The sequence below is a fragment of the Duganella sp. CF402 genome (genome assembly GCF_900109645.1).
Taxonomy (GTDB): Bacteria; Pseudomonadota; Gammaproteobacteria; order Burkholderiales; family Burkholderiaceae_D; genus Rugamonas.
The window spans coordinates 1,108,624-1,128,398 of record NZ_FOBG01000001.1; the positions used below are offsets into that span (position 1 = coordinate 1,108,624).

A 19,775-nucleotide genomic window follows, 5' to 3' on the forward strand; every position below is an offset into this window, starting at 1 on the left:
AAAAAAGCCGCCCGGAGGCGGCTTGAGGGTCAGGGGTAACGAGGCTTAGTCGCCTGCATAGATGTTGTTGTCTTTGGTCTCGCCGATGAACAGCACGCCGATGACGACGGTGATCAGGGCGATGATGATTGGATACCACAAGCCGTAGTAGATGTCGCCCTTGAACGCCACCAGCGCGAACGAGATGGTCGGCAGCAGGCCACCGAACCAGCCGTTACCGATGTGGTATGGCAGGGACATCGAGGTGTAGCGGATGCGGGTCGGGAACATCTCCACCAGCATGGCCGCGATCGGGCCGTACACCATCGTCACGTACAGCACCAGGATGAACAGGATCAAGACCATCATCGGTTTGTTGATCTGCGACTCGTCCGCCTTGGCTGGGTAGCCGGCCGCTTTCACGGTGGCGGCGACTTCTTTCTTCAGCGCGGCGTCCTGGTCTTTACTGGCTTTGTCGAAGTTCAGGCCGTCCGGGGTCAGCACCGCGTTGAAGGCGGTGATTTCCTTGTCGCCCACTTTGATCTTGGCCACGCTGCCAGCCGGCGCGTCTTGCTTGGTGTAGTTCACCGAGGCGTTCGACAGGATGCTGGTGGCAATGTCGCACGACGAGGTGAATTTTTTCTGGCCGGTCGGGTTGAACTGGAAGTTGCACGAGGCAGGATCAGCGTACACCACCACCGGCGAGTTTTTCAGCGCGGCTTCCAGCTGCGGGTTGCCGTAGTGGGTCAGGGCGCCGAACAGCGGGAAGTAGGTAGCAGCAGCCAGCACGCAGCCGCCCAGGATGATGTATTTGCGGCCGATCTTATCCGACAGCATGCCGAAGAAGATGAAGAACGGGGTGGCCAGCGCCAGCGACAGCGCGGTCATGATGTTGGCGTTAGGACCGTCAATCTTCAGTACCTGGGTCATGAAGAACAGGGCGTAGAACTGGCCGGTGTACCACACCACCGCCTGGCCCATGGTCAGGCCGATCAGGGCCAGGATCACGATTTTCAGGTTTTTCCATTGGCCGAAGGCTTCGGTCAGCGGCGCTTTCGAGGTTTTGCCCTCGGCTTTCATTTTGGCGAAGGCCGGCGATTCATTCATCGACAGGCGGATCCACACCGAAATGCCCAGCAGCAGTACCGATACCAGGAATGGCACGCGCCAGCCCCAGGCGTTGAAGGCTTCTTCGCCGACGGCGGTACGGGTGCCCAGGATCACCAGCAGCGACAGGAACAGGCCCAGCGTTGCAGTGGTCTGGATCCATGCGGTGAACGAGCCGCGCTTGCCGTGCGGTGCGTGCTCGGCCACGTAGGTGGCTGCGCCGCCGTACTCGCCGCCCAGCGCCAGGCCTTGCAGGATGCGCAGCGTCACCAGCACGATAGGCGCAGCAATGCCGATCGCCGCATAGCCAGGCAGCAGGCCGACAATAAAGGTCGATGCGCCCATGATCAGGATGGTGATCAGGAAGGTGTATTTACGGCCGATCATGTCGCCCAAGCGGCCAAACACGACAGCGCCGAATGGACGCACGATAAAGCCGGCAGCAAACGCCAGCAGCGCAAAAATGAAGGTGGTGCTTGGATCGCCGATAAAGAACTGCTTGGCGATAATCGATGCGAGCGAACCGTACAGATAAAAGTCGTACCATTCGAACACGGTGCCGAGCGAGGATGCAAAGATCACTTTGCGCTCTTCGGCGGTGATTGGTGTGGCTTTGCCCGATGCGCGCGGGTCAGCCGTTCCTGTATTTGCCATGATGTGTGTCTCCTTTGATTTTTAGGATGTTATTTCCCCAGCCGAGATAGTTACTCCTTCGTCAGCTTATCCACAGTCTGGACTCTTAACCTTACGGCATTCTTGCACCAAACTTACGCGAAACTTACAAAATAAATTTGCGAACGACCGTACTAAAAATATGCTATTCTGGTCCGAACAACACTACACCATAGGAGACACTCTCATGATCGATGCCGTCATTGTATCTACCGCCCGCACGGGTTTGGCCAAGTCCTGGAAAGGCGCGTTCAACATGACGCACGGCGCCACCTTGGGCGGACACGTGCTGCAAGCCGCCATCCAGCGCGCCGGCATCGAAGCCGCTGAAGTCGAGGATGTGCTGGTCGGCTGCGCCAATCCGGAAGGCGCCACCGGCGGCAATATCGCCCGCCAGATCGCCATTCGCGGCGGCTGCCCGGTTACCACCGCCGGCATGACCATCAACCGTTTCTGCTCTTCCGGCCTGCAGACCATAGCCACTGCGGCCCAGCGCATCATTGCTGGCGAGGGCGATATTTACGCCGCCGGCGGCGTGGAGTCGATCTCCTGCGTGCAGCAGGAAATGAATATGCACATGTACAAGGAAGTCTGGCTGTCGCAGAACAAGCCGGAAATCTACTGGCCGATGCTGCAAACCGCCGAAACCGTCGCCAAGCGCTACAGCATCAGCCGCGAGCGCCAGGACGAGTACGGCGTGCAAAGCCAGCAGCGCGCCGCCGCCGCGCAAGCCGCCGGCCTGTTCGACGCTGAGATCGTGCCGATGACCACGGTGATGGGTGTGGCCGACAAGGCCTCGGGCATGCTGCTGTCGCGTGAAGTGACGATCTCGGCCGATGAAGGCATCCGCGCCGATACCACTTACGAAGGCGTTTCAAAAATCCGCACCGCAGTGCCGGGCGGCGTGATTAGCGCCGGCAACGCCAGCCAGTTCTCGGACGGCGGTTCGATGTCGATTGTGATGAATGCCCAGACAGCCGCCGCCAAGGGCTTGGAGCCGCTGGGCGTGTTCCGTGGCTTCGCCGTCGCCGGTTGCGAGCCGGACGAGATGGGCATCGGCCCGGTGTTTGCGATTCCCAAGTTGCTGAAAAAAGCCGGCCTGAAGGTGGAAGACATCGGCCTGTGGGAACTGAACGAAGCGTTTGCCGTGCAAGTGCTGTACTGCGCCGACAAACTGGGCATCCCGATGGATCGCCTGAACGTGAACGGCGGCGCGATTGCGGTCGGCCACCCGTACGGCGTGTCAGGCGCGCGCCTGGTCGGTCATGCGCTGATCGAAGGCAAGCGACGTGGCGTGAAATATGTGGTGGTCACCATGTGTATCGGTGGTGGCCAGGGAGCGGCAGGCCTGTTCGAAGTGGTGTAAGCGCATGGACTCGACCATCCTGTCGCGTCGCGACATCGCGTTCATGCTGTACGAATGGCTGGATGTGGAGGCGCTCACCGGGCGCAGCCGCTTCGCAGACCACAACCGCGAGACGTTCGACGCCGCCCTCGATACCGCTGAGCGGCTCGCCACCGATCTGTTCGCGCCACATAACAAGAAGTCCGACCAGCACGAGCCGCATGTGGTGGGCGGCAAGGTGCAGATCATCCCCGAGGTGAAGGCGGCACTGGACGCCTTCGGCGCCGCCGGCCTGATGGCGGCCGGGCAGGATTACGAACGCGGCGGCATGCAGCTGCCGTCGGTGGTCGACAAGGCGCTGGCGGCCTGGTTCACGGCGGCCAATGTGGGCACGGCGGCCTACACCTTCCTCACCATGAGCAATGCCAACACCTTGCTCAAGACCGGCACGCCGGAGCAGATCGAACGCTTCGTCACGCCGATGCTGGAAGGCCGCTTCTTCGGCACCATGTGCCTGTCCGAGCCGCAGGCCGGTTCCAGCCTGTCGGACATCACCACCCGCGCGGTGCCGGATGGCGAAGGCCAGTACCGCATCACCGGCAACAAGATGTGGATTTCGGCCGGCGAGCATGAGCTGGCGGAAAACATCATCCACCTCGTGCTGGCCAAGATCCCCGGCGAAGACGGTAAGCTGATTCCGGGCGTGAAAGGCATCTCGCTGTTCATCGTGCCGAAATATCTGGTCAACGATGACGGCAGCCTAGGCGCGCGCAACGACGTGGCGCTGGCCGGTCTCAATCACAAGATGGGCAATCGCGGCACCACCAACTGTCTGCTCAATTTTGGCGAGAACGGCGGCGCGATCGGATATCTGGTTGGCAAGCCGCACCACGGCCTGGCCAATATGTTCCACATGATGAACGAGGCGCGCATCGCCGTCGGCCTCAACGCCGCTGTACAAGGCTACACCGGCTATCTGCATGCGCTCGATTACGCACGTAATCGCCCGCAGGGCCGTCATCCGGCGCAGAAAGATCCGGCGCAGCCGCAGATTCGTATCATCGAGCACACCGACGTGCGGCGTATGCTGCTGGCGCAGAAGGCTTACGTGGAAGGCGCGCTCGGGCTGGTGCTGTACAGCGCCCGCCTGGTCGACGAGCAAAACACTGCCGAAACGCCGGAAGCCCGCGAGCATGCTGGACGGTTGCTGGAATTCCTGACGCCGATCACCAAGTCGTGGCCGTCGCAGTGGTGCGTGGAGGCCAATTCGCTGGCGATTCAGGTGCATGGAGGCTACGGCTACACGCGCGAGTACAACGTCGAGCAGTTCTACCGCGACAATCGCCTGAACGCCATCCACGAGGGCACGCACGGCATCCACGGTCTCGATCTGCTGGGCCGCAAGGTTTCGCTGCAAGATGGCGCCTTGTTCAAGGCATTTGGCGCCGAGATCCGCAAAACGGTGCGTAAAGTGCGCGGCAGCGTGGGGGCGCCGGATGTGGCGCCGGTGGGCTACGCCGACATCGGCAAGGAGCTGCTGGCCCATGCCGATGCGCTGGAACAGGCGTGGCAGGCCTTGGAGCAAACCACGCAGAAGCTGTATGCTGTCGGCGACATGAACAAGACGCTGGCCAACGCCAGTACCTATCTGGAAGCGTGCGGCCACATTGTGGTTGCGTGGATCTGGCTGCAGCAGGCCTTGCTGGCCGCTGCATCGCTACAGCGTGGCGACGCGGATTTCTATCGCGGCAAGCTGCAAGCCTGCCGTTACTTCTTCCGCTGGGAGCTGCCGAAAATCGGACCGCAGCTGGAACTGCTGGCCAGTATCGACACCACCACGCTCGATATGCAAGACGCGTGGTTCTAAGCCGTCGCACCGGCGCAGGCCGGTGCCTAAGAAATGCTAGCTCAGCATGGGTACCGGCCTTCGCCGGTACGACGTGCATGGGCAAACACAAGGAGACATAATGCGTACAACTCAAGAACTGTTTTCGCTGGCCGGCAAGACCGCGCTGGTCACTGGCGGCTCGCGCGGCCTCGGCCTGCAAATGGCGCTGGCGCTGGGCGAGCAGGGCGCGAAGATCGTGGTCTCGGCCCGCAAACAGGCCGACCTCGATGAAGCGGTCGCCTTCCTGTCGCAGCACGGCATCAGCGCGCACGCGATTGCCGCCGACCTGTCGCAGGACGAGCAAGCCGCCAAACTGGTAGATGGGGCGATCGCCCATCTCGGCCACATCGATATCCTGATCAACAACGCCGGCGCCAGCTGGGGTGCTCCAGCCGAAGATCACCCAGTCGAGGCCTGGGACAAGGTGATGGACCTGAACATCCGCAGCATCTTCGTGGTGTCGCAGCTGGTCGGCAAGCGCTCGATGATCCCGCGCGGCTACGGCCGCATCATCAACATCGCCTCGATCGCTGGCCTGGCCGGCAATCCGCCGGGCACCATGACCACCATCGCCTACAACACCTCGAAAGGCGCGCTGGTCAACTTCACCCGCACGCTGGCGGGCGAGTGGGGCCGTCATGGCATCACCGTCAACGCGCTGGCGCCGGGCTTCTTCCCGTCGAAGATGACCAAGGGCTTGCTGTCGCAAATGGGCGATGAGCTGATCAGCCACGCACCGCTGAACCGTCTCGGCGACGATGAAGACCTGAAAGGCGCGGCAGTCCTGTTCGCATCCGACGCGGGCAAGCACATCACCGGCCAGATCCTGGCGGTGGATGGCGGCGTCTCGGCGGTTTAAATATGCTGGAGATTCCTGAGTCGTACCGGCGCTTCGTGCTGGCAGCGCGTCCGCGCGGCCCGGTGGTGCCGGAAAACTTCCGCCTGGAGACGGTGCCGGTGCCGGCACTGGCCGAGGGCGAAGTCCTGATCCGCAATCACTATCTCTCGCTCGATCCTTACATGCGCGGCCGCATGAGCAAGGCGGCCAGCTACGCCGCCTCGCAAGCGCTGGACGAGACCATGATTGGCGGCACGGTCGGCCAAGTGGTGGCCTCGCGTAACGAGTTCTACCAGGTAGGCGATTACGTCAACGGCACGCTGGGCTGGGCCGAGATGGGCGTGTCCGATGGCCTGTTGCTACGCAAGCTCGACACCACGCGCATTCCGCTGTCGGCGTATCTTGGCGTGGTTGGCATGCCGGGCATGGCTGCGTGGTATGGCTTTAACCAGATCATGGAAGCGGCGGCCGGCGAAACTGTGGTGGTGTCTGCCGCCAGCGGTGCGGTCGGCAGCGTCGTCGGCCAACTGGCGCGGCTGCGCGGCTGTCGCGTGGTCGGCATCGCCGGCGGTCCGGAGAAATGCAGCTACGTGGTCGATGAGCTGGGCTTCGATGCTTGCGTCGACTACAAGGCCGGCAACCTTGAGGCTGACCTCGCCGCTGCTACGCCGGACGGCGTCGACGCCATCTTTGAAAACGTCGGCGGCGCCTGCTTCGACGCGGCGCTAGCACGTACCAACGCCTTCGCCCGCATCGCGCTGTGCGGCCTGATCGGCGGCTTCAACGGCGCCGACATGTCGATCAAGAACACCCGCGCGCTGCTGCTGAATCGTCTGACGCTGCGCGGTTTCATCATCACCGAGCACATGGAGTATTGGCAGCAGGGCCTGCAGGAGCTGGCCGTGCTGGTCGCCAACAAGCAAATCAAGTACCGCGAAACGGTGGCGCAAGGACTGGACGCCGCGCCGCAAGCATTTATCGGCCTGCTGCAAGGGCATAACTTTGGCAAACAACTGGTGAAGCTCATATGAAAACATTCCGGGACAAGGTAGCCGTCATCACTGGCGGCGCGAGTGGTTTGGGTCGTCAATTCGCCAACGTGGCGGCGCGCGAGGGCATGAAGCTGGTGCTGGCCGATGTGCAGTCCGATGCGCTCGACCGTGCGGTCGAGGAGTTGCGCGCGCAAGGCGCCAGCGTCACCGCCCGCCTGTGCGACGTGCGCCAGAGCGAGCAAGTGCAGGCGCTGGCCGATGCCGCCGTGGCCGAGTTCGGTGCCGTGCACCTGGTGTTCAATAACGCCGGCGTTGGCTCGGGCGGCCTGATCTGGGAAAACACCGAGGCCGACTGGGAGTGGGTGTTGGGCGTGAACCTGTGGGGCGTGATCCACGGCGTGCGCATCTTCACCAAGCTGATGTTGGCCTCGGCCGCGCAGGATCCATCGTTTGAAGGCCACATCGTCAACACCGCCTCGATGGCCGGGCTGGTGAATACGCCGGCGATGGGCGTGTACAACGTCTCCAAGCATGCCGTGGTGTCGTTGAGTGAAACGCTGTATCACGACTTGCAACTGGTGGAAGCGCCGATCGGCGCGTCCGTGCTGTGCCCGTACTTCGTCCCGACCGGCATCAGCCAGTCGCACCGCAACCGTCCGGAAGACGTGCGCATGACGGCCGGGCCGACCGCCAGCCAGCTGGCGGCGCAAGCCATGACCGACAAGGCCGTCACTTCGGGTAAAGTATCGGCCGAGGATGTGGCCGAGACGACCTTCAAGGCGATTGCCGCCGGCCAGTTCTACATTTACTCGCATCCGGAAGCATTGACCGGCGTGCGCGAGCGCATGGAGCACATCGTGGCGGGCGACAATCCGGCCGATCCCTACACCCACGCGCCGCAGCTGCGGGAGATCTTGCGGGCCAAAATCAAGGGAGCCAAACAATGATCAAGCTGGGAGACTGGACCACGCTGAGCGCCGATGCAAAGCTGATCCGTTTCGAGGTGTTCGTGCAGGAGCAAAACGTGCCGGCCGAGCTGGAGATGGACAACATGGACGCGGTCTGCCTGCACGCCGTGGCCTACGCCGGGGATGGCACGCCGGTCGGCACCGGCCGCCTGCTGCCGGACGGCCATATCGGCCGCATGGCGGTGCGCAAGCCGGGTCGTGGCACTGGCATCGGCGGCGCCTTGCTGCAGGCGCTGATGGCGCAGGCGAAGGCGCGCGGCGACAAGGCCGTGGTGCTGAGCGCGCAAACGCACGCCGCGCCGTTCTACGAGCGGCACGGTTTCAGCGTCGACGGGGAAGAGTTCTTCGAGGCGGGCATCGCACACATCAATATGCAATACACCTTCTGATAGTCAGATAATCAGGCTTCGCTATTAATTAGCAAACCCTTGGTGCTGAGGTTTTTCCCGATTTCCAGCGACTGCTCGGACGGGAACTGCCGCAGCACCTTTTTCGTTTCAGTATCGATCACTTTCACAACCGAAAGTCCACTGTCTTCATCGATGCTGAAAAGCACCTCACTGTTATTTTCGAGGAAGCGATTAATTGCATCCACGGAATTTTTTAACTCAGTTTTACTCGGCACGCGGGCCGCAGCATCGTCTTTAGCGGCGACAATACTCTGTGGCGTCGGCGACCCCACAGTCTTTCCGGACGTGGGCACGGTGGATGCCGGTAGCAAATCCAGTCGATTGATACTGCTCGTGTCCATGATGGGCTGATTCCTTCGTTTTAGTGGGGTAGATTACTCCGCTACTGGTGATAACGGCAGGGCTGAAGAAAAATTGAGTTAAATGTCAGAGAAAATGCAAAATATTTCCAACGGATCGCTTGATCCGGGGGATTGGCAGCAATTCCGCGCGCAAGGGCATCGCATGCTGGACGATATGATCGATTACTTGCAGGGCATTCGCCAGCGTCCGGTCTGGCAGCCGATACCCGACGCGGTGCGCCACAGCTTCGGCGACGGCATGCCGGCGCAGGGCAGGGAGCTGGCCGAAGTGCACCAGCAGTTCATGCAGCAGATCTTGCCTTATGCGGTCGGCAATGCGCATCCGGGATTTTTCGGCTGGGTGCATGGTGGCGGAACGCCGGTCGGCATGCTGGCTGACATGCTGGCGGCCGGGCTGAACGCCAATCTCGGCGGGCGCGACCAGATTCCGGTCGAAGTCGAGCGCCAGCTGGTGCGCTGGATGGCGGAGCTGTTCGAGTTTCCGGCCACCGCTTCGGGCCTGTTCGTGACCGGCAGTTCGATGGCCAATATGATCGCGCTGCTGGTAGCACGCTATCATGCGCTGGGTCGCGAAGTGCGCAGCCACGGCATTCCGCCCAAGTGCCAGCTGGTCGCCTATGCCTCGGCCGGCGCGCACGGCTGTATCGCACAGGCGATGGATCTGGCCGGGCTGGGCAGCGCCAATCTGCGCAAGATCCCGATGAATGCGCAGTTCCAAATGGATACCCTGGCGCTGGAAGCGGCCATCACCGCAGACCGCCAGGCTGGCCTGCAGCCGTTCTTCATCGCCGCCACTGCCGGCACGGTGGATGTCGGCGCCATCGACGAGATGCCGGTGATGGCCGCCATTGCCGAGCGCAACAGTCTGTGGTTCCACGTTGATGGCGCGTATGGTGCGCTGGCCGCGCTGTCGCCGGAGTTGCGGCCGCTGCTGGAAGGCATCGAGCTGGCCGACTCCATCGCCTGCGATTTTCACAAATGGGGACAAGTACCGTACGACGCCGGCTTCATCCTGGTGCGGGACGGTGCGCTGCACCTCGACACCTTCGCCACCCGCGACACCTATCTGCGCCGCGACGAGCGGGGAATGGCGGCCGGCTCGCCGTGGCCGTGCGATTTCGGGCCGGACCTGTCGCGCAGCTTCCGCGCCTTGAAGACCTGGTTCACCTTCCAGGTTTATGGCGCCGAGCGCATCGGGCAAGTGATCCACCAGACCTGCGAGCTGGCGCGCTACCTTGCTGAGCGCGTGGCTGCGCAGCCGTCGCTGGAATTGCTGGCACCGGTGGCGCTCAACATCGTCTGCTTCCGCCATCGCTGCGACGGCGATGTAGACAGCTTCAATGCGGCGCTGGCGGCGGACCTGCAGGAGTCCGGTATTGCCGCTCCCTCCGCTACGACAGTGCGCGGCAAGCTGGCGATCCGCGTGGCGATCGTCAACCACCGCAGCGGCCGCGACGATCTCGATGCGCTGCTGAATGCCGTGCTGGCGCTGGGCGCTGCACGCTTGAACAACCTCACCACGGAGACTGCATGACTTTTGATGCAAGCACGATCGGCCATCACAACGCGCCCTTGATCGGCGTCGCGCCCCTGATGCGGCGCGCCTTTGCCGGCGAAGATTTAACGCCTGTGGGCGAGATCCTGCTGGAACGGGCGCAAACCTATCCCAACGACGCGCATGCTTACATGGATTTTTCCACCGTACTGCAACTGACCGGCAACCGCGACGATGCGCTGGCGGTGCAGGCTGAAGCCATCATGCTGCAGCAGCATTACACGCTGCCGGCGCCCGAACCGGGCCTGACCTTGCTAGTGCTGATGGGGCCGGGCGATTTGATGGCCAACACGCCGGTCGAATTTCTGGTCGAACAAAGCGATGTGACGCTGGAACTGCTGTACCTGCGCGCCGATGAAGAGTTCCCGGATGAAGTCCCGGACCACGACGTGATGCTGGTGGCGGTGGCCGAGTCGCAAGCCAACCAGCCGCTGCTGGAACGGCTCACCGAGTATGTCCGCGACTGGCCGCGCCCGGTGATCAACCGGCCGGAGCAGATTCGCCGGCTGTCGCGCGATGGCGTGTGCGCGGCCTTGCAGGGCGCGCCGGGGATCGAGATGCCGCAATCGGTGCGGGCAGGGCGCTACACCTTGTTCAAGGTGGCTTCGCTCGAGCAGCCGATTGAATCGTTATTGAGCGACGGCGGTTTTCCCATCATCGTGCGCCCACTGAGTTCGCATGCGGGCACCAATCTGGAAAAGATCGACACGCCGGCGCAGCTGGCCTCGTACCTCAATGAAGTGAGGGGCGAACAGTTCTATATCTCGCGCTTTGTCGACTACCGTGGTGCGGATGGTCTGTTCCGCAAATACCGCGTGGCGCTGGTGGACGGCAAGCCGTTCATCTGCCATTACGCCATCTCGGAACGCTGGATGATTCACTACCTGAACGCCGGCATGACCGAGAGCGCGGACAAACGTGCGGAAGAGGCGGCGTGCATGGCCGCGTTCGACGATGGTTTCGCGGTGCGCCACAAGGCGGCGCTGGCGGCGATCCATCAGCGCATGGGCTTGCCGTATCTGGGCATCGACTGCGCCGAGATGCCAAACGGCGATCTGCTGGTGTTCGAGGTGGACAATGCCATGATCGTCCACGCGATGGATCCGGAAGATATGTTCCCCTACAAAGTGCCAGCCATGCGGCGCGTATTCAACGCCTTCCGTCAGCTGTTAAGCCGGGCCGCCTAGCAGGCGTTCGAAGAAAGCCAGCTTGCTGGCGTAGCGCTCGCTGCGCCAGTCCATCTGCCAGTTCAGCAGCAGCTCGCCGTGCTGGTAGATGCGTACCGACAGCGGCCGCTGCAACAGCACCATGTGGACGTAGCAGGCGAGCGACTCGGCGAAATCCTCATGCACGTTGGCGGCCGAGTACAGCGTCGGGAAGCTGGTGCGCTTCAGCGCGCGGTAGATATCGGCCATGTAGCCGGCCGGCAGGCGTGGATCGCCATCGTAGTGCGACACGCTGGCGCGCAATGGAAAGTCATTGCCAGGGAGCGGCACTATGCGGCGCTTCTCGTCGATCTGCCACGAGATGGGCAGGTAAGAATAATCGCTGGCCGCACGGCCGTCCGGCAGGCCGCTCCACCAGTCAGGCAGGAAGTTGCGGCCTGCGCTTAATGCGTGACCAAGCTCGTGCAGCAGCAGGAAGCGGATGGCGTGCAGCAGATCGTCGTCATAATCATCAGCGATGCGCATATCGAGCGTCATCGCGGCCGAGTAATCGAACGGCGAACGCTCGCGCCAGCTGGCCCAGGCGTTGGCGTCCGCATGATCGAGCGCCTCAAGATCGAGCACGATAATCAGCCCAAGAAACTCGCTGCGTTGCGATACGACGATGTCGGTAACCGCTGACGAGCCCACGCCATTGGCGAAATACACGCCAAGAAAACTATCCTGCAAGCGCGCAATGACAGCCTGCGGCAATTCCGCCAGCGCCAGCTGGATGCGCATGAGCAGCGCGTCGTCAGGCACGGCGGCGCGCGTATCAGTCCACATGCGTCCGGCGTTCACCTGCCTGATATGCCGCAGCGCCTCATCCGGCGCCGGACCGTAGCGTTGGTGGATAGGGAGATCAAATACGTTGGCCCAGGTGCTATCTGCGCTGGCAATAATCATGAAAATCGAAGGTTGTACTGCCAAGGGCAAGAACAACCATCTTATTCACGAATGAAAGCGCTATGTGTTAAGGCGCGTTAAGGCAAGTAAAGTTATGTTTTGCAATTCAGGGTCAATGGACCAGCATTTCCTGCAGCGTGGCCGGGGCGTTTGCATATAGCTTAACGACGGTGGAGGTGCGGGTGCCGTAGCTCGGGCTTTCGATGCGCACGGCGGAGAGCACGCGCTCAAGGTCGAGCGGGACGCCGGTTTCCGGCAGGCGCAGGTCCGGCGCCTGGGTGGTGTCGGCCAGCATTTCGAAGTAGGCGTCGTCCGGGGCGCCCAGGCATAGCAGGCTGGCGAATTGGGCTTTGGTTTTCAGGACTTTCGGCCACGGTGCGTCCAGCAGCGCGTTCGATAAACCGTAGACGCCAGGCTCCAGCGGTTTGCCGTTGCGTGGGTCGGCGTCGCCTTTGTTGGAGTACCAGATCAGGGTGTCGCTGTCGCCCAGCACGAGGTTGAAGCCGTTGTACTCGTGCGCGGTGGTGCGGATCGCGTTCACGTATTCTTGCGGCGTCATGCTGCCGGCCAGGTAGTCGGCGACCAGATGGCCGCGGGATGGCGCATCGTCCTTGTGCTCTGACGGCGCGCGGATGTTGGTGATGGCGGCGAAGCGCGATGGCCCGCCATCGTCGCCCGGCTTGGTGATGCCCATCCAGCTGCCGCCGGCTTGCAGGTCGCGGCCGGCGTAGATCTGCGGATGCTCAGGCCACGGCGCGGCCGGTGCGGTGGCGCGCTGGTAGTATTCATCGCGATTGGCGGCGGCGATCAGCGGCACCGCAGGCACCACCTGCCAGGCGAAGACGATCAGGCACATGATGGAACCACGTCCACAAAAACTTCGGTATGACGCAGGCCTGCAATCCAAGCCAGCACGCCGGCTTCATGCACGGCGCTGTCCAGCAAGGCCGCAAATCCTTCAGGCGTGGACGCGTACACTTCCATCCACGTCTGCACGCCATCCTTGGCTTCCGGGCGGCGCTTGAGTTGGCCAGCAACGCCGTGGCGCTGCGCCAGTGCCGTCTGCATCGCGGCCACGGCCGCCTGCAAGGACGCGGCGTCGGCGTCCTTGACCTTGTAGTAGATGTACAGGTCCATGCTTACAGATCGAGCGGTTCCAGCACGTACGGCATGTCGAGGAAGGTCAGCGCCGTGCCTTCGGCCGAGCCGAGGCGCACCGAGCCTGCCTCGATGGCGGCCAGTTTCATTTCCACCAGCGCGTCGACGCCGCCGTTGCCGTTCGGCGCGGCGTTGACGATCATGCCGCATGGCTGCTCGGGATCGGCGGTGGCAAATACTTCCATGCCGGCCGCTGCGGTCGCATCGGGAATGCTGACCAGCGTGGTGCGGCGCTTGAGCTTGCCCAGGTATTGGCTGCGCGCGACGATCTCCTGGCCGGGGTAGCAGCCTTTCTTGAAGTTGACGCCGCCCAGCAGTTCGTAGTTCACCATCTGCGGCACGAACTGTTCTTGCGTGGCTTTGGCGATTTGCGGCACGCCGGCGTGGATTTCCGACAGATGCCAGGCGTCGCCGGAAGCGGCCAGCAGCTTGCCTTCCAGCGCAGGTAGCACGGTTTCAGCGGTCTCGGCCGACATCAGCCATTGGTAGCGCGGCGCGCCGAAAGCGTCGGCCACGCGGATCAGGGTGCCCAGCGCGTGGTCGACTTTGGTGTACGGCGCAGCGGGCAGGACATCGAACCACGCTTGCAGCGCGGCCGGGGCCTTGGCGCCGCCGACGCCCAGTACTACCGCGTTGGCGGCCGCTTCGGTCGCATCGCTCAGTTTGGTTTTGGCGCGCAGCACGAACATCGACAGGCGCTTTTGCACCGCCGCCTGGATGTCGCGCGGCAGTTGCAGGTAGATAGTCGAGGCGCTGCGCCACATCAGGAACGATGCCAGCAGACGGCCTTTCGGCGAGCAGTAACCGGCCAGGCGCGCTTCGCCCAGACCGAGGTGTTCGACATCATTGGTCAGCTGATTGTGCAGGAAGCTGGCCGATTCTTCGCCGTCCAGTGCGATCAGACCGAGGTCGGCGATACGGGCAACGAAGCCGTCAGCAAGTTGGGTAGGGCTCAAGGAAGACATAATTTTCAATATTTTCACTGGGAAGGCATTATCATTACGGGCTTATTATAGTGATGTCGCGCAAAACGCGTCAGATCGTCCCGATCCACCAATTCGGCTTCAACAATGGCTTTTATCAAAAAAATAATTAGTCTGTTTATCGTACTCGCCATTCTCGGCGGCGGTTATTTCATGTACTGGTCGCAAAAGCCCATCATTCCCGAGGATGCGGAGGCGATTGAGTTTAGCATCACGCCCGGCAGCGGCGCGCATGCGGCCGGCCAGCAGATCGCCGAGGCCGGTATTCCGATCCAGCCGCTGCTGTTCAACCTGCTGGCGCGCGTGACTAATAAAAGCGCCAGGCTGAAAGCCGGCTCCTACGAGTTGAAGCCGGGTTCGTCGCCGCTGCGCCTGATCGACCAGCTGGCGCGCGGCGAGTATGCGCAGGAACAGCTGACCATCATCGAAGGCTGGAGCTTCCGCCAGATGCGGGCAGCCATCGCCGCGCACAAGGGATTGAAGCACGACACCATCGCGCTGTCCGATGCCGAGGTGATGAGCGCCATCTCGTCCGACTACAAGCAGGCCGAGGGCTTGTTCTTCCCCGATACCTATCTGTTCGCCAAGGGCGCGAGCGATCTGCAGATCTACAAGCAGGCCCACGTGATGATGCTGACCCGCCTGGCCGAAGCCTGGGACAAGCGCGACCCGGCGCTGCCATACAAGACGCCATATGAAGCGCTGACGATGGCTTCGATCGTGGAAAAGGAAACCGGCCAGAAGTCCGAGCGCGCCATGATCGCCGGCGTGTTCGTCAACCGCCTGAAGATCGGCATGCTGCTGCAGACCGATCCGACCGTGATCTACGGCATGGGCCTCAAGTACGACGGCAAGATCCGCAAGAAGGATCTGGAAACCGACACCCCGTACAATACCTACACGCGCGCCGGCCTGCCGCCGACGCCGATCGCTTTGCCGGGCGTGCAATCGCTGACGGCGGCGCTGGCGCCGGCCAAGACGGCCGCGCTGTATTTCGTCTCCAAGGGCAATGGCACCAGCCATTTCTCGGACAACCTGAACGATCACAATCGCGCAGTCAATCAGTACCAACGTTAATAATAATGAGTAAATTCATCACCTTTGAAGGCATCGATGGCGCCGGTAAGTCGACGCACATCGCCTTCGTTTCCGACTACATCAGGCAGCGCGGCGTCGAGCTGGTGAGTTCGCGCGAACCGGGCGGCACGCCGCTCGGCGAAAAGCTGCGCGAGCTGGTGCTGCACGAAAAAATGCACCTCGAGACCGAAGCGCTGCTGGTGTTCGCCAGCCGCCGCGAGCACGTGGCGCAAGTGATCAAGCCGGCGCTGGCACGCGGCGCCTGGGTCATCTCGGACCGCTTTACCGATTCCAGTTTCGCCTACCAGGGCGGCGGCCGGGGCCTGGAGCTGGCCAAGCTGGATGTGCTCGAACAGTGGGTGCATCCGGATTTGCAGCCGGACCTGACTTTGCTGTTCGACGTGCCGCTGGACGTGGCGCGCGCCCGTCTCGACGCCAGCCGCGAGCTGGACAAGTTCGAGCAGGAAAAGGCCGACTTCTTCGCCGCCACCCGCAACGAATACCTGCGCCGCGCGGCGCAGTTCCCGCAGCGCTTCCGTGTCATCGATTCCACACAAAGCATCGCCGCGATTCAATTGCAGATCGCAAGCATCCTCGATGCTTGCTTTTGAAATACAATACTGAGTAATGAGCAATTCCATCTACCCGTGGCAAGAATCGTCGTGGCAGCAGCTGCAAACGCTGCGCCAGCGCATGCCGCACGCCATCCTGTTTCATGGCGCCGCCGGGATAGGCAAGTCCGACTTCATCGAGCGCTTTGCGCAAGGCTTGCTGTGCGAGGCTGTGCTGCCGGACGGCCATGCCTGCGGCGCGTGCGCCTCCTGCGGCTGGTTCTCGCAGCAAAACCATCCTGACTACCGCCGCGTGCGGCCGGAATCGATGGAAGACGAGCCGCCGGCCGAGGGCGAGGAGGGCGAGGGCGAGACCAAGAAGGCTGCCAAGTCCAAAACGCCATCCAAGGAAATCAAGATCGAGCAGATCCGCGCGCTGGCGGATTTCATGAATATCTCGACCCACCGCCAGGGCTTGCGCGTGGTGGTGCTGTATCCAGCTGAAGCGCTGAATATGCCGGCCTCCAACGCGCTGCTGAAGACGCTGGAGGAGCCGCCGCCAGGCACGGTGTTCCTGGTTGCCTCCAACAGCCTGGACCGCGTGCTGCCGACCATTCTGTCGCGCTGCCGCAAGTTCGCCTTGCCGATGCCGAGCCACGCCGAAGCGTTGGCCTGGCTGAAGGAACAAGGCGTGGCGGACGCCGACAGCTGGCTGCGCGAGCAGGGCGGCGCGCCGCTGGCGGCGATGGAGCAAGCCGAGTCCGGCAGCCGGGAAGATCTGGAAACCCTGCTGCAGCTGCTGGCGCACCCAAGCATTGAAGGCGCGCTGAAAGTGGCCGATAAATTGCAGAAAGTGCCGCTCAGCGGTACGGTTTCCTGGTTGCAGCGCTGGCTTTATGATGTGTTTTCCTACAAACTGGCAGGTAACATCCGGTATTATCCTCGCTACCAGAAAGAGCTGGCCGGGCTGGCGGACAAGATCCATGTCAGCCGCCTGATGGCTGCGATCAAGGGCGTCAACGAGCGGCGCGCGACATCCGACCATCCGCTGTCGCCCAAGCTGTTCCTGGAGGAGATGCTGCTTGACTACGCCAACTGCTGCGCCTGAAAGGTAAGGAATGTCCGCTGCCAGCCCTCTCGACCCGAACACCGTGCCAATGACGCCACGGCCGACGGTGTTGTCGCTGGCGATCAAGGAAAAGGCGGCGCTGTACGCCGCCTACATGCCGTTCCTGAAAAACGGCGGCATCTTCGTGCCGACCCAGAAACCGTACAAGCTTGGCGACGAGATCTATCTGATCCTTGCCTTGATGGACGACCCCAATAAATACCCCATCGCAGGCAAGGTCGCCTGGATCACGCCGCCCGGTGCCCACCACAACAAGGCGCAGGGCATCGGCTTGCATTTCCCGGACGACGAAAGCGGCCAGCGCGCCCGCCTGCGCATTGAAGAAATCCTCGGCGCCGCGTTGCGCTCATCGCGCGCCACCCACACTTTGTAACCTCGCTTTTATCTCATGACTTTCCGCCACCGCCTCGCCACGCTTGAAGACCTGCCGACCATTGTAGCCATTTACAACAGCACCATCGCCTCGCGCGAGGTAACTGCCGATACCGAACCGGTGTCGGTCGAATCGCGCTTGCAGTGGTATCACGATCACACCCCGGACAAGCGTCCGCTGTGGATTATCCACCCGGCCGAAGGCGATGAGATTCTGGGCTGGATGTCGTACTCGAACTTCTACGGCCGTCCGGCTTATTCGGGCACTTCGGAGATTTCGATTTACATTGCCGAAGCGTCGCGCGGCAAGGGCGTGGGCCGCTACTGCATTGAGCAGGCGATCGCCTACGCGCCGCAGATCAAGGTGCACACGCTGCTGGGCTTCATCTTTGGCCACAACAAACCTAGCCTCGGCCTATTCGGCAAGTTCGGTTTCGAAACGTGGGCGCACCTGCCCAAGGTGGCGAATCTGGACGGCGTTGAACGCGACCTGATTATCCTTGGAAAACGCGTGGCGTAAGCTGGATTTGCGGGCTGTCGAAATCGACCACAGCTGAGCGGCCGCCGTTCATCAACATGCTGAATGGCGTGCTGTCGTTCAGGCCGCAGCGCAGGCTGGACTGCATGTGGTTGAAATGGCCGAAGCCGTGGTCGTGCGGCTGGCTGGCGTAGGCGTCGATTTCCAGTCCTTCCACACGGGCGCGCAGGCGCTCGACTTCGCGCCGCAAGGCCGCCAGTTCCTGGTCTTTCTGTTCCAGTTGGGCTTCGTAGCGACGCTCGGCGTCCTGATGCAGCTTGTCGGCCAATTGTTCGACCAGTGCTTGCAGCGTGCGGGTGGTGTCTTCGTGCTTGAGGCCGACGCGATTGTCTTCCTCCGCCAGCTCTTTCAAATGCTTGTGGATGGTGGACTTGGAGCCGGTGTCGCCCAAGGCATGGCGGACCGCATCAACCGAGGGGTAACGCCCGTCAGCCAACAGCTGATCGCGGGTTTCCCTGACTTGAGACTTGGTTAATCCGGTACGCGCCATGTTCTTCATCCTTTCAAAGCTCAGGAGCTGGCTTGACCAACCAGTCCACGATTCTGTGCACGGTTAAGTTTAGGGTGCACGACAGGAATCGTCAACATGGTGCTGCCAACTGCCATCAACAGCAGGGCGGTGAAGGTCTCGCTGGTGATGATCTGCTTGTCCAGCAGGATGTTGGCAAAGATGATCTCGATCAGGCCCTTGGATTGCAGCAGCCAGCCGATGATCGAGGCTTCACCGTCTTTCCATTTCAGGACTTTGCCGGCGATATGGGCGCCAGCCAGTTTGCCACCAACCGAGGCGAACAGCAGCAGGCCAGCCACGAAGAATACCGAGTAGCCACCCAGGTCCCATTTGGTCCGCAGGCCGGTGCTCAGGAAGAACACTGGCATCAGCACCAGCAGCACGTTCTTGAACAGGCTGTCCAGTTTCTCCTGGCCGAACCATTCCACATCCATCACCACGCCGGCCAGGAAGGCGCCCACCATGAAGTGCAGACCGGCCCAGTCGGCGCCGAAAGCGCAAGCCAGCAGCCAGAAGATGGCGACGTACCAGCGGTCGCTTTCCTTCAGGCGCACCATCATGCGGCGGAACAGCGGGGTCAGCAGGGCGAAGGCGACCAGGAAGCCGAGTTGGCGGCCCATGCGTTCGTAGTCCAGCATGATCACGGCCAGCACGCCCCAGATAGCGACGTCATCCAGGCTGGCGTAACGCATGATGCGCTGACCCATCGGCTGGCGCAGGATGTCCAGTTTTTCCAGCAGCAGCACCAGCACCGGCAGCGCAGTAACGGCGCAGGCCATGCCTACGCCCAGCATGAATTGCCAATTGGCGGCCTTGGCGCCCATCCAGCCCTGGTAGCCCATCAGCAGCAGCGCGGCGGCGCAGCCGAAAATCAGCGGCATGGTCAGCGACAAGCCGGCGGTGGTGACGCTCTCACGGCGATATTGCCAGGTCTTTTTCAGGTCCAGCTCGATACCGGCGAGCATTACGAAAAGCATTACACCCCATTGGGCCACGCCGTTGAGGGTCTTGACCACGTCGGGATTGAAGACGAATTTGTGGTACTCAGGGAAAGCGGCGCCGACTACGCCCGGGCCGAGAATGATGCCCATGATGATCTGGACAATGACCAGCGGCGCGAAGTAGTCGGTCTTGAATAGTCGCCAGACCAGGAATGGGGCGACGAAGATCAGCAGCATCGCCAGCAAATAGATTTCGGTGGTACTCATATGAGCGTTCATAGGTCTCCT

Annotated in this window: 21 protein-coding genes; 13 read left to right on the plus strand and 8 right to left on the minus strand. The window is 62.1% G+C overall.

The genetic code is table 11. The annotated features are described in order from the left end of the window. Positions 1-45: 45 nt before the first annotated feature. Positions 46-1,740 (minus strand): MFS transporter, encoded by a 1,695-nt coding sequence (locus BMZ70_RS05010; protein WP_373922466.1) that lies wholly within the window; start codon positions 1,738-1,740, stop codon positions 46-48. A gap of 205 nt (positions 1,741-1,945) precedes the next feature. Here BMZ70_RS05010 and BMZ70_RS05015 point away from each other — a divergent pair, with 205 nt between their 5' ends. From BMZ70_RS05015 to BMZ70_RS05040, 6 genes are all read left to right on the plus strand, one after another. After that, positions 1,946-3,124: an acetyl-CoA C-acyltransferase gene (locus BMZ70_RS05015; RefSeq protein ID WP_092270735.1), complete on the plus strand. Its 1,179-nt coding sequence runs from the start codon at positions 1,946-1,948 to the stop codon at positions 3,122-3,124. Between the two features lie 4 nt (positions 3,125-3,128). Beyond that, positions 3,129-4,970 carry an acyl-CoA dehydrogenase gene (locus tag BMZ70_RS05020; RefSeq protein ID WP_092270738.1) on the plus strand — a complete coding sequence of 614 codons (1,842 nt, stop codon included), beginning with the start codon at positions 3,129-3,131 and terminating at the stop codon, positions 4,968-4,970. Positions 4,971-5,070: 100 nt separating this feature from the next. Continuing rightward, positions 5,071-5,850 carry an SDR family oxidoreductase gene (locus BMZ70_RS05025; RefSeq protein WP_092270741.1) on the plus strand — a complete coding sequence of 260 codons (780 nt, stop codon included), beginning with the start codon at positions 5,071-5,073 and terminating at the stop codon, positions 5,848-5,850. Between the two features lie 2 nt (positions 5,851-5,852). Beyond that, positions 5,853-6,860, plus strand: a complete 1,008-nt coding sequence (locus tag BMZ70_RS05030) for an NADP-dependent oxidoreductase (protein ID WP_092270744.1) — start codon at positions 5,853-5,855, stop codon at positions 6,858-6,860. Beyond that, positions 6,857-7,768 carry an SDR family oxidoreductase gene (locus BMZ70_RS05035; RefSeq protein ID WP_092270747.1) on the plus strand — a complete coding sequence of 304 codons (912 nt, stop codon included), beginning with the start codon at positions 6,857-6,859 and terminating at the stop codon, positions 7,766-7,768. Before BMZ70_RS05030 ends, BMZ70_RS05035 begins: the two co-directional genes overlap by 4 nt. After that, complete coding sequence (locus BMZ70_RS05040; protein ID WP_092270750.1) at positions 7,765-8,178, plus strand: GNAT family N-acetyltransferase; 414 nt, start codon at positions 7,765-7,767, stop codon at positions 8,176-8,178. Before BMZ70_RS05035 ends, BMZ70_RS05040 begins: the two co-directional genes overlap by 4 nt. Before the next feature lie 11 nt (positions 8,179-8,189). On the opposite strand, the gene BMZ70_RS05045 is transcribed toward BMZ70_RS05040, so the two are convergent. Beyond that, complete coding sequence (locus tag BMZ70_RS05045) at positions 8,190-8,540, minus strand: flagellar protein FlaG (RefSeq protein WP_092270753.1); 351 nt, start codon at positions 8,538-8,540, stop codon at positions 8,190-8,192. Between the two features lie 163 nt (positions 8,541-8,703). On the opposite strand from BMZ70_RS05045, the gene BMZ70_RS05050 reads away from it, so the two are divergent. Both BMZ70_RS05050 and BMZ70_RS05055 read left to right on the plus strand, forming a co-directional pair. Continuing rightward, a complete protein-coding gene (locus tag BMZ70_RS05050; protein ID WP_207231553.1) occupies positions 8,704-10,095 on the plus strand; it encodes a pyridoxal phosphate-dependent decarboxylase family protein in 1,392 nt (463 codons plus the stop codon). After that, positions 10,092-11,303 carry an ATP-grasp domain-containing protein gene (locus tag BMZ70_RS05055; RefSeq protein WP_092270759.1) on the plus strand — a complete coding sequence of 404 codons (1,212 nt, stop codon included), beginning with the start codon at positions 10,092-10,094 and terminating at the stop codon, positions 11,301-11,303. The genes BMZ70_RS05050 and BMZ70_RS05055 overlap by 4 nt, the downstream gene beginning before the upstream one ends. Here BMZ70_RS05055 and BMZ70_RS05060 read toward each other — a convergent pair. From BMZ70_RS05060 to BMZ70_RS05075, 4 genes are all read right to left on the minus strand, one after another. Continuing rightward, a complete protein-coding gene (locus BMZ70_RS05060) occupies positions 11,286-12,227 on the minus strand; it encodes a hypothetical protein (RefSeq protein ID WP_092270762.1) in 942 nt (313 codons plus the stop codon). The genes BMZ70_RS05055 and BMZ70_RS05060 overlap by 18 nt on opposite strands. 112 nt (positions 12,228-12,339) lie before the next feature. Continuing rightward, positions 12,340-13,083, minus strand: coding sequence for an NRDE family protein (locus BMZ70_RS05065; RefSeq protein WP_092270765.1), 744 nt, complete (start codon positions 13,081-13,083; stop codon positions 12,340-12,342). Beyond that, positions 13,074-13,364 (minus strand): DUF4936 family protein, encoded by a 291-nt coding sequence (locus BMZ70_RS05070; RefSeq protein ID WP_092270768.1) that lies wholly within the window; start codon positions 13,362-13,364, stop codon positions 13,074-13,076. The genes BMZ70_RS05065 and BMZ70_RS05070 overlap by 10 nt, the downstream gene beginning before the upstream one ends. A 2-nt stretch (positions 13,365-13,366) precedes the next feature. Beyond that, positions 13,367-14,350: a CAF17-like 4Fe-4S cluster assembly/insertion protein YgfZ gene (locus BMZ70_RS05075; protein ID WP_092270771.1), complete on the minus strand. Its 984-nt coding sequence runs from the start codon at positions 14,348-14,350 to the stop codon at positions 13,367-13,369. Between the two features lie 105 nt (positions 14,351-14,455). Between BMZ70_RS05075 and mltG the strand changes: the two genes are divergently transcribed. Genes mltG through BMZ70_RS05100 form a run of 5 tightly spaced genes read left to right on the plus strand, consistent with a single transcriptional unit; the run spans position 14,456 to position 18,017 of the window. Beyond that, positions 14,456-15,445 carry an endolytic transglycosylase MltG gene (gene mltG / locus BMZ70_RS05080; protein WP_175500753.1) on the plus strand — a complete coding sequence of 330 codons (990 nt, stop codon included), beginning with the start codon at positions 14,456-14,458 and terminating at the stop codon, positions 15,443-15,445. A 5-nt stretch (positions 15,446-15,450) separates the two neighbouring features. After that, positions 15,451-16,056 (plus strand): dTMP kinase, encoded by a 606-nt coding sequence (tmk, locus tag BMZ70_RS05085; RefSeq protein ID WP_092270774.1) that lies wholly within the window; start codon positions 15,451-15,453, stop codon positions 16,054-16,056. Between the two features lie 16 nt (positions 16,057-16,072). After that, positions 16,073-17,104, plus strand: a complete 1,032-nt coding sequence (locus BMZ70_RS05090) for a DNA polymerase III subunit delta' (RefSeq protein ID WP_092270777.1) — start codon at positions 16,073-16,075, stop codon at positions 17,102-17,104. A gap of 10 nt (positions 17,105-17,114) precedes the next feature. Next, on the plus strand, positions 17,115-17,498 hold the full coding sequence (locus BMZ70_RS05095) for a PilZ domain-containing protein (protein ID WP_175500754.1): 384 nt from the start codon (positions 17,115-17,117) through the stop codon (positions 17,496-17,498). Between the two features lie 15 nt (positions 17,499-17,513). Continuing rightward, on the plus strand, positions 17,514-18,017 hold the full coding sequence (locus BMZ70_RS05100) for a GNAT family N-acetyltransferase (RefSeq protein WP_092270782.1): 504 nt from the start codon (positions 17,514-17,516) through the stop codon (positions 18,015-18,017). Here the strand turns inward: BMZ70_RS05100 and BMZ70_RS05105 are convergent. Together BMZ70_RS05105 and BMZ70_RS05110 are read right to left on the minus strand one after the other, a co-directional pair. Next, positions 17,992-18,525 (minus strand): DNA-binding protein, encoded by a 534-nt coding sequence (locus BMZ70_RS05105; protein WP_175500755.1) that lies wholly within the window; start codon positions 18,523-18,525, stop codon positions 17,992-17,994. The two genes, BMZ70_RS05100 and BMZ70_RS05105, sit on opposite strands and share 26 nt — an antisense overlap. Positions 18,526-18,545: 20 nt before the next feature. After that, a complete protein-coding gene (locus BMZ70_RS05110) occupies positions 18,546-19,754 on the minus strand; it encodes a cation:proton antiporter (protein WP_175500756.1) in 1,209 nt (402 codons plus the stop codon). Positions 19,755-19,775 lie beyond the last annotated feature (21 nt).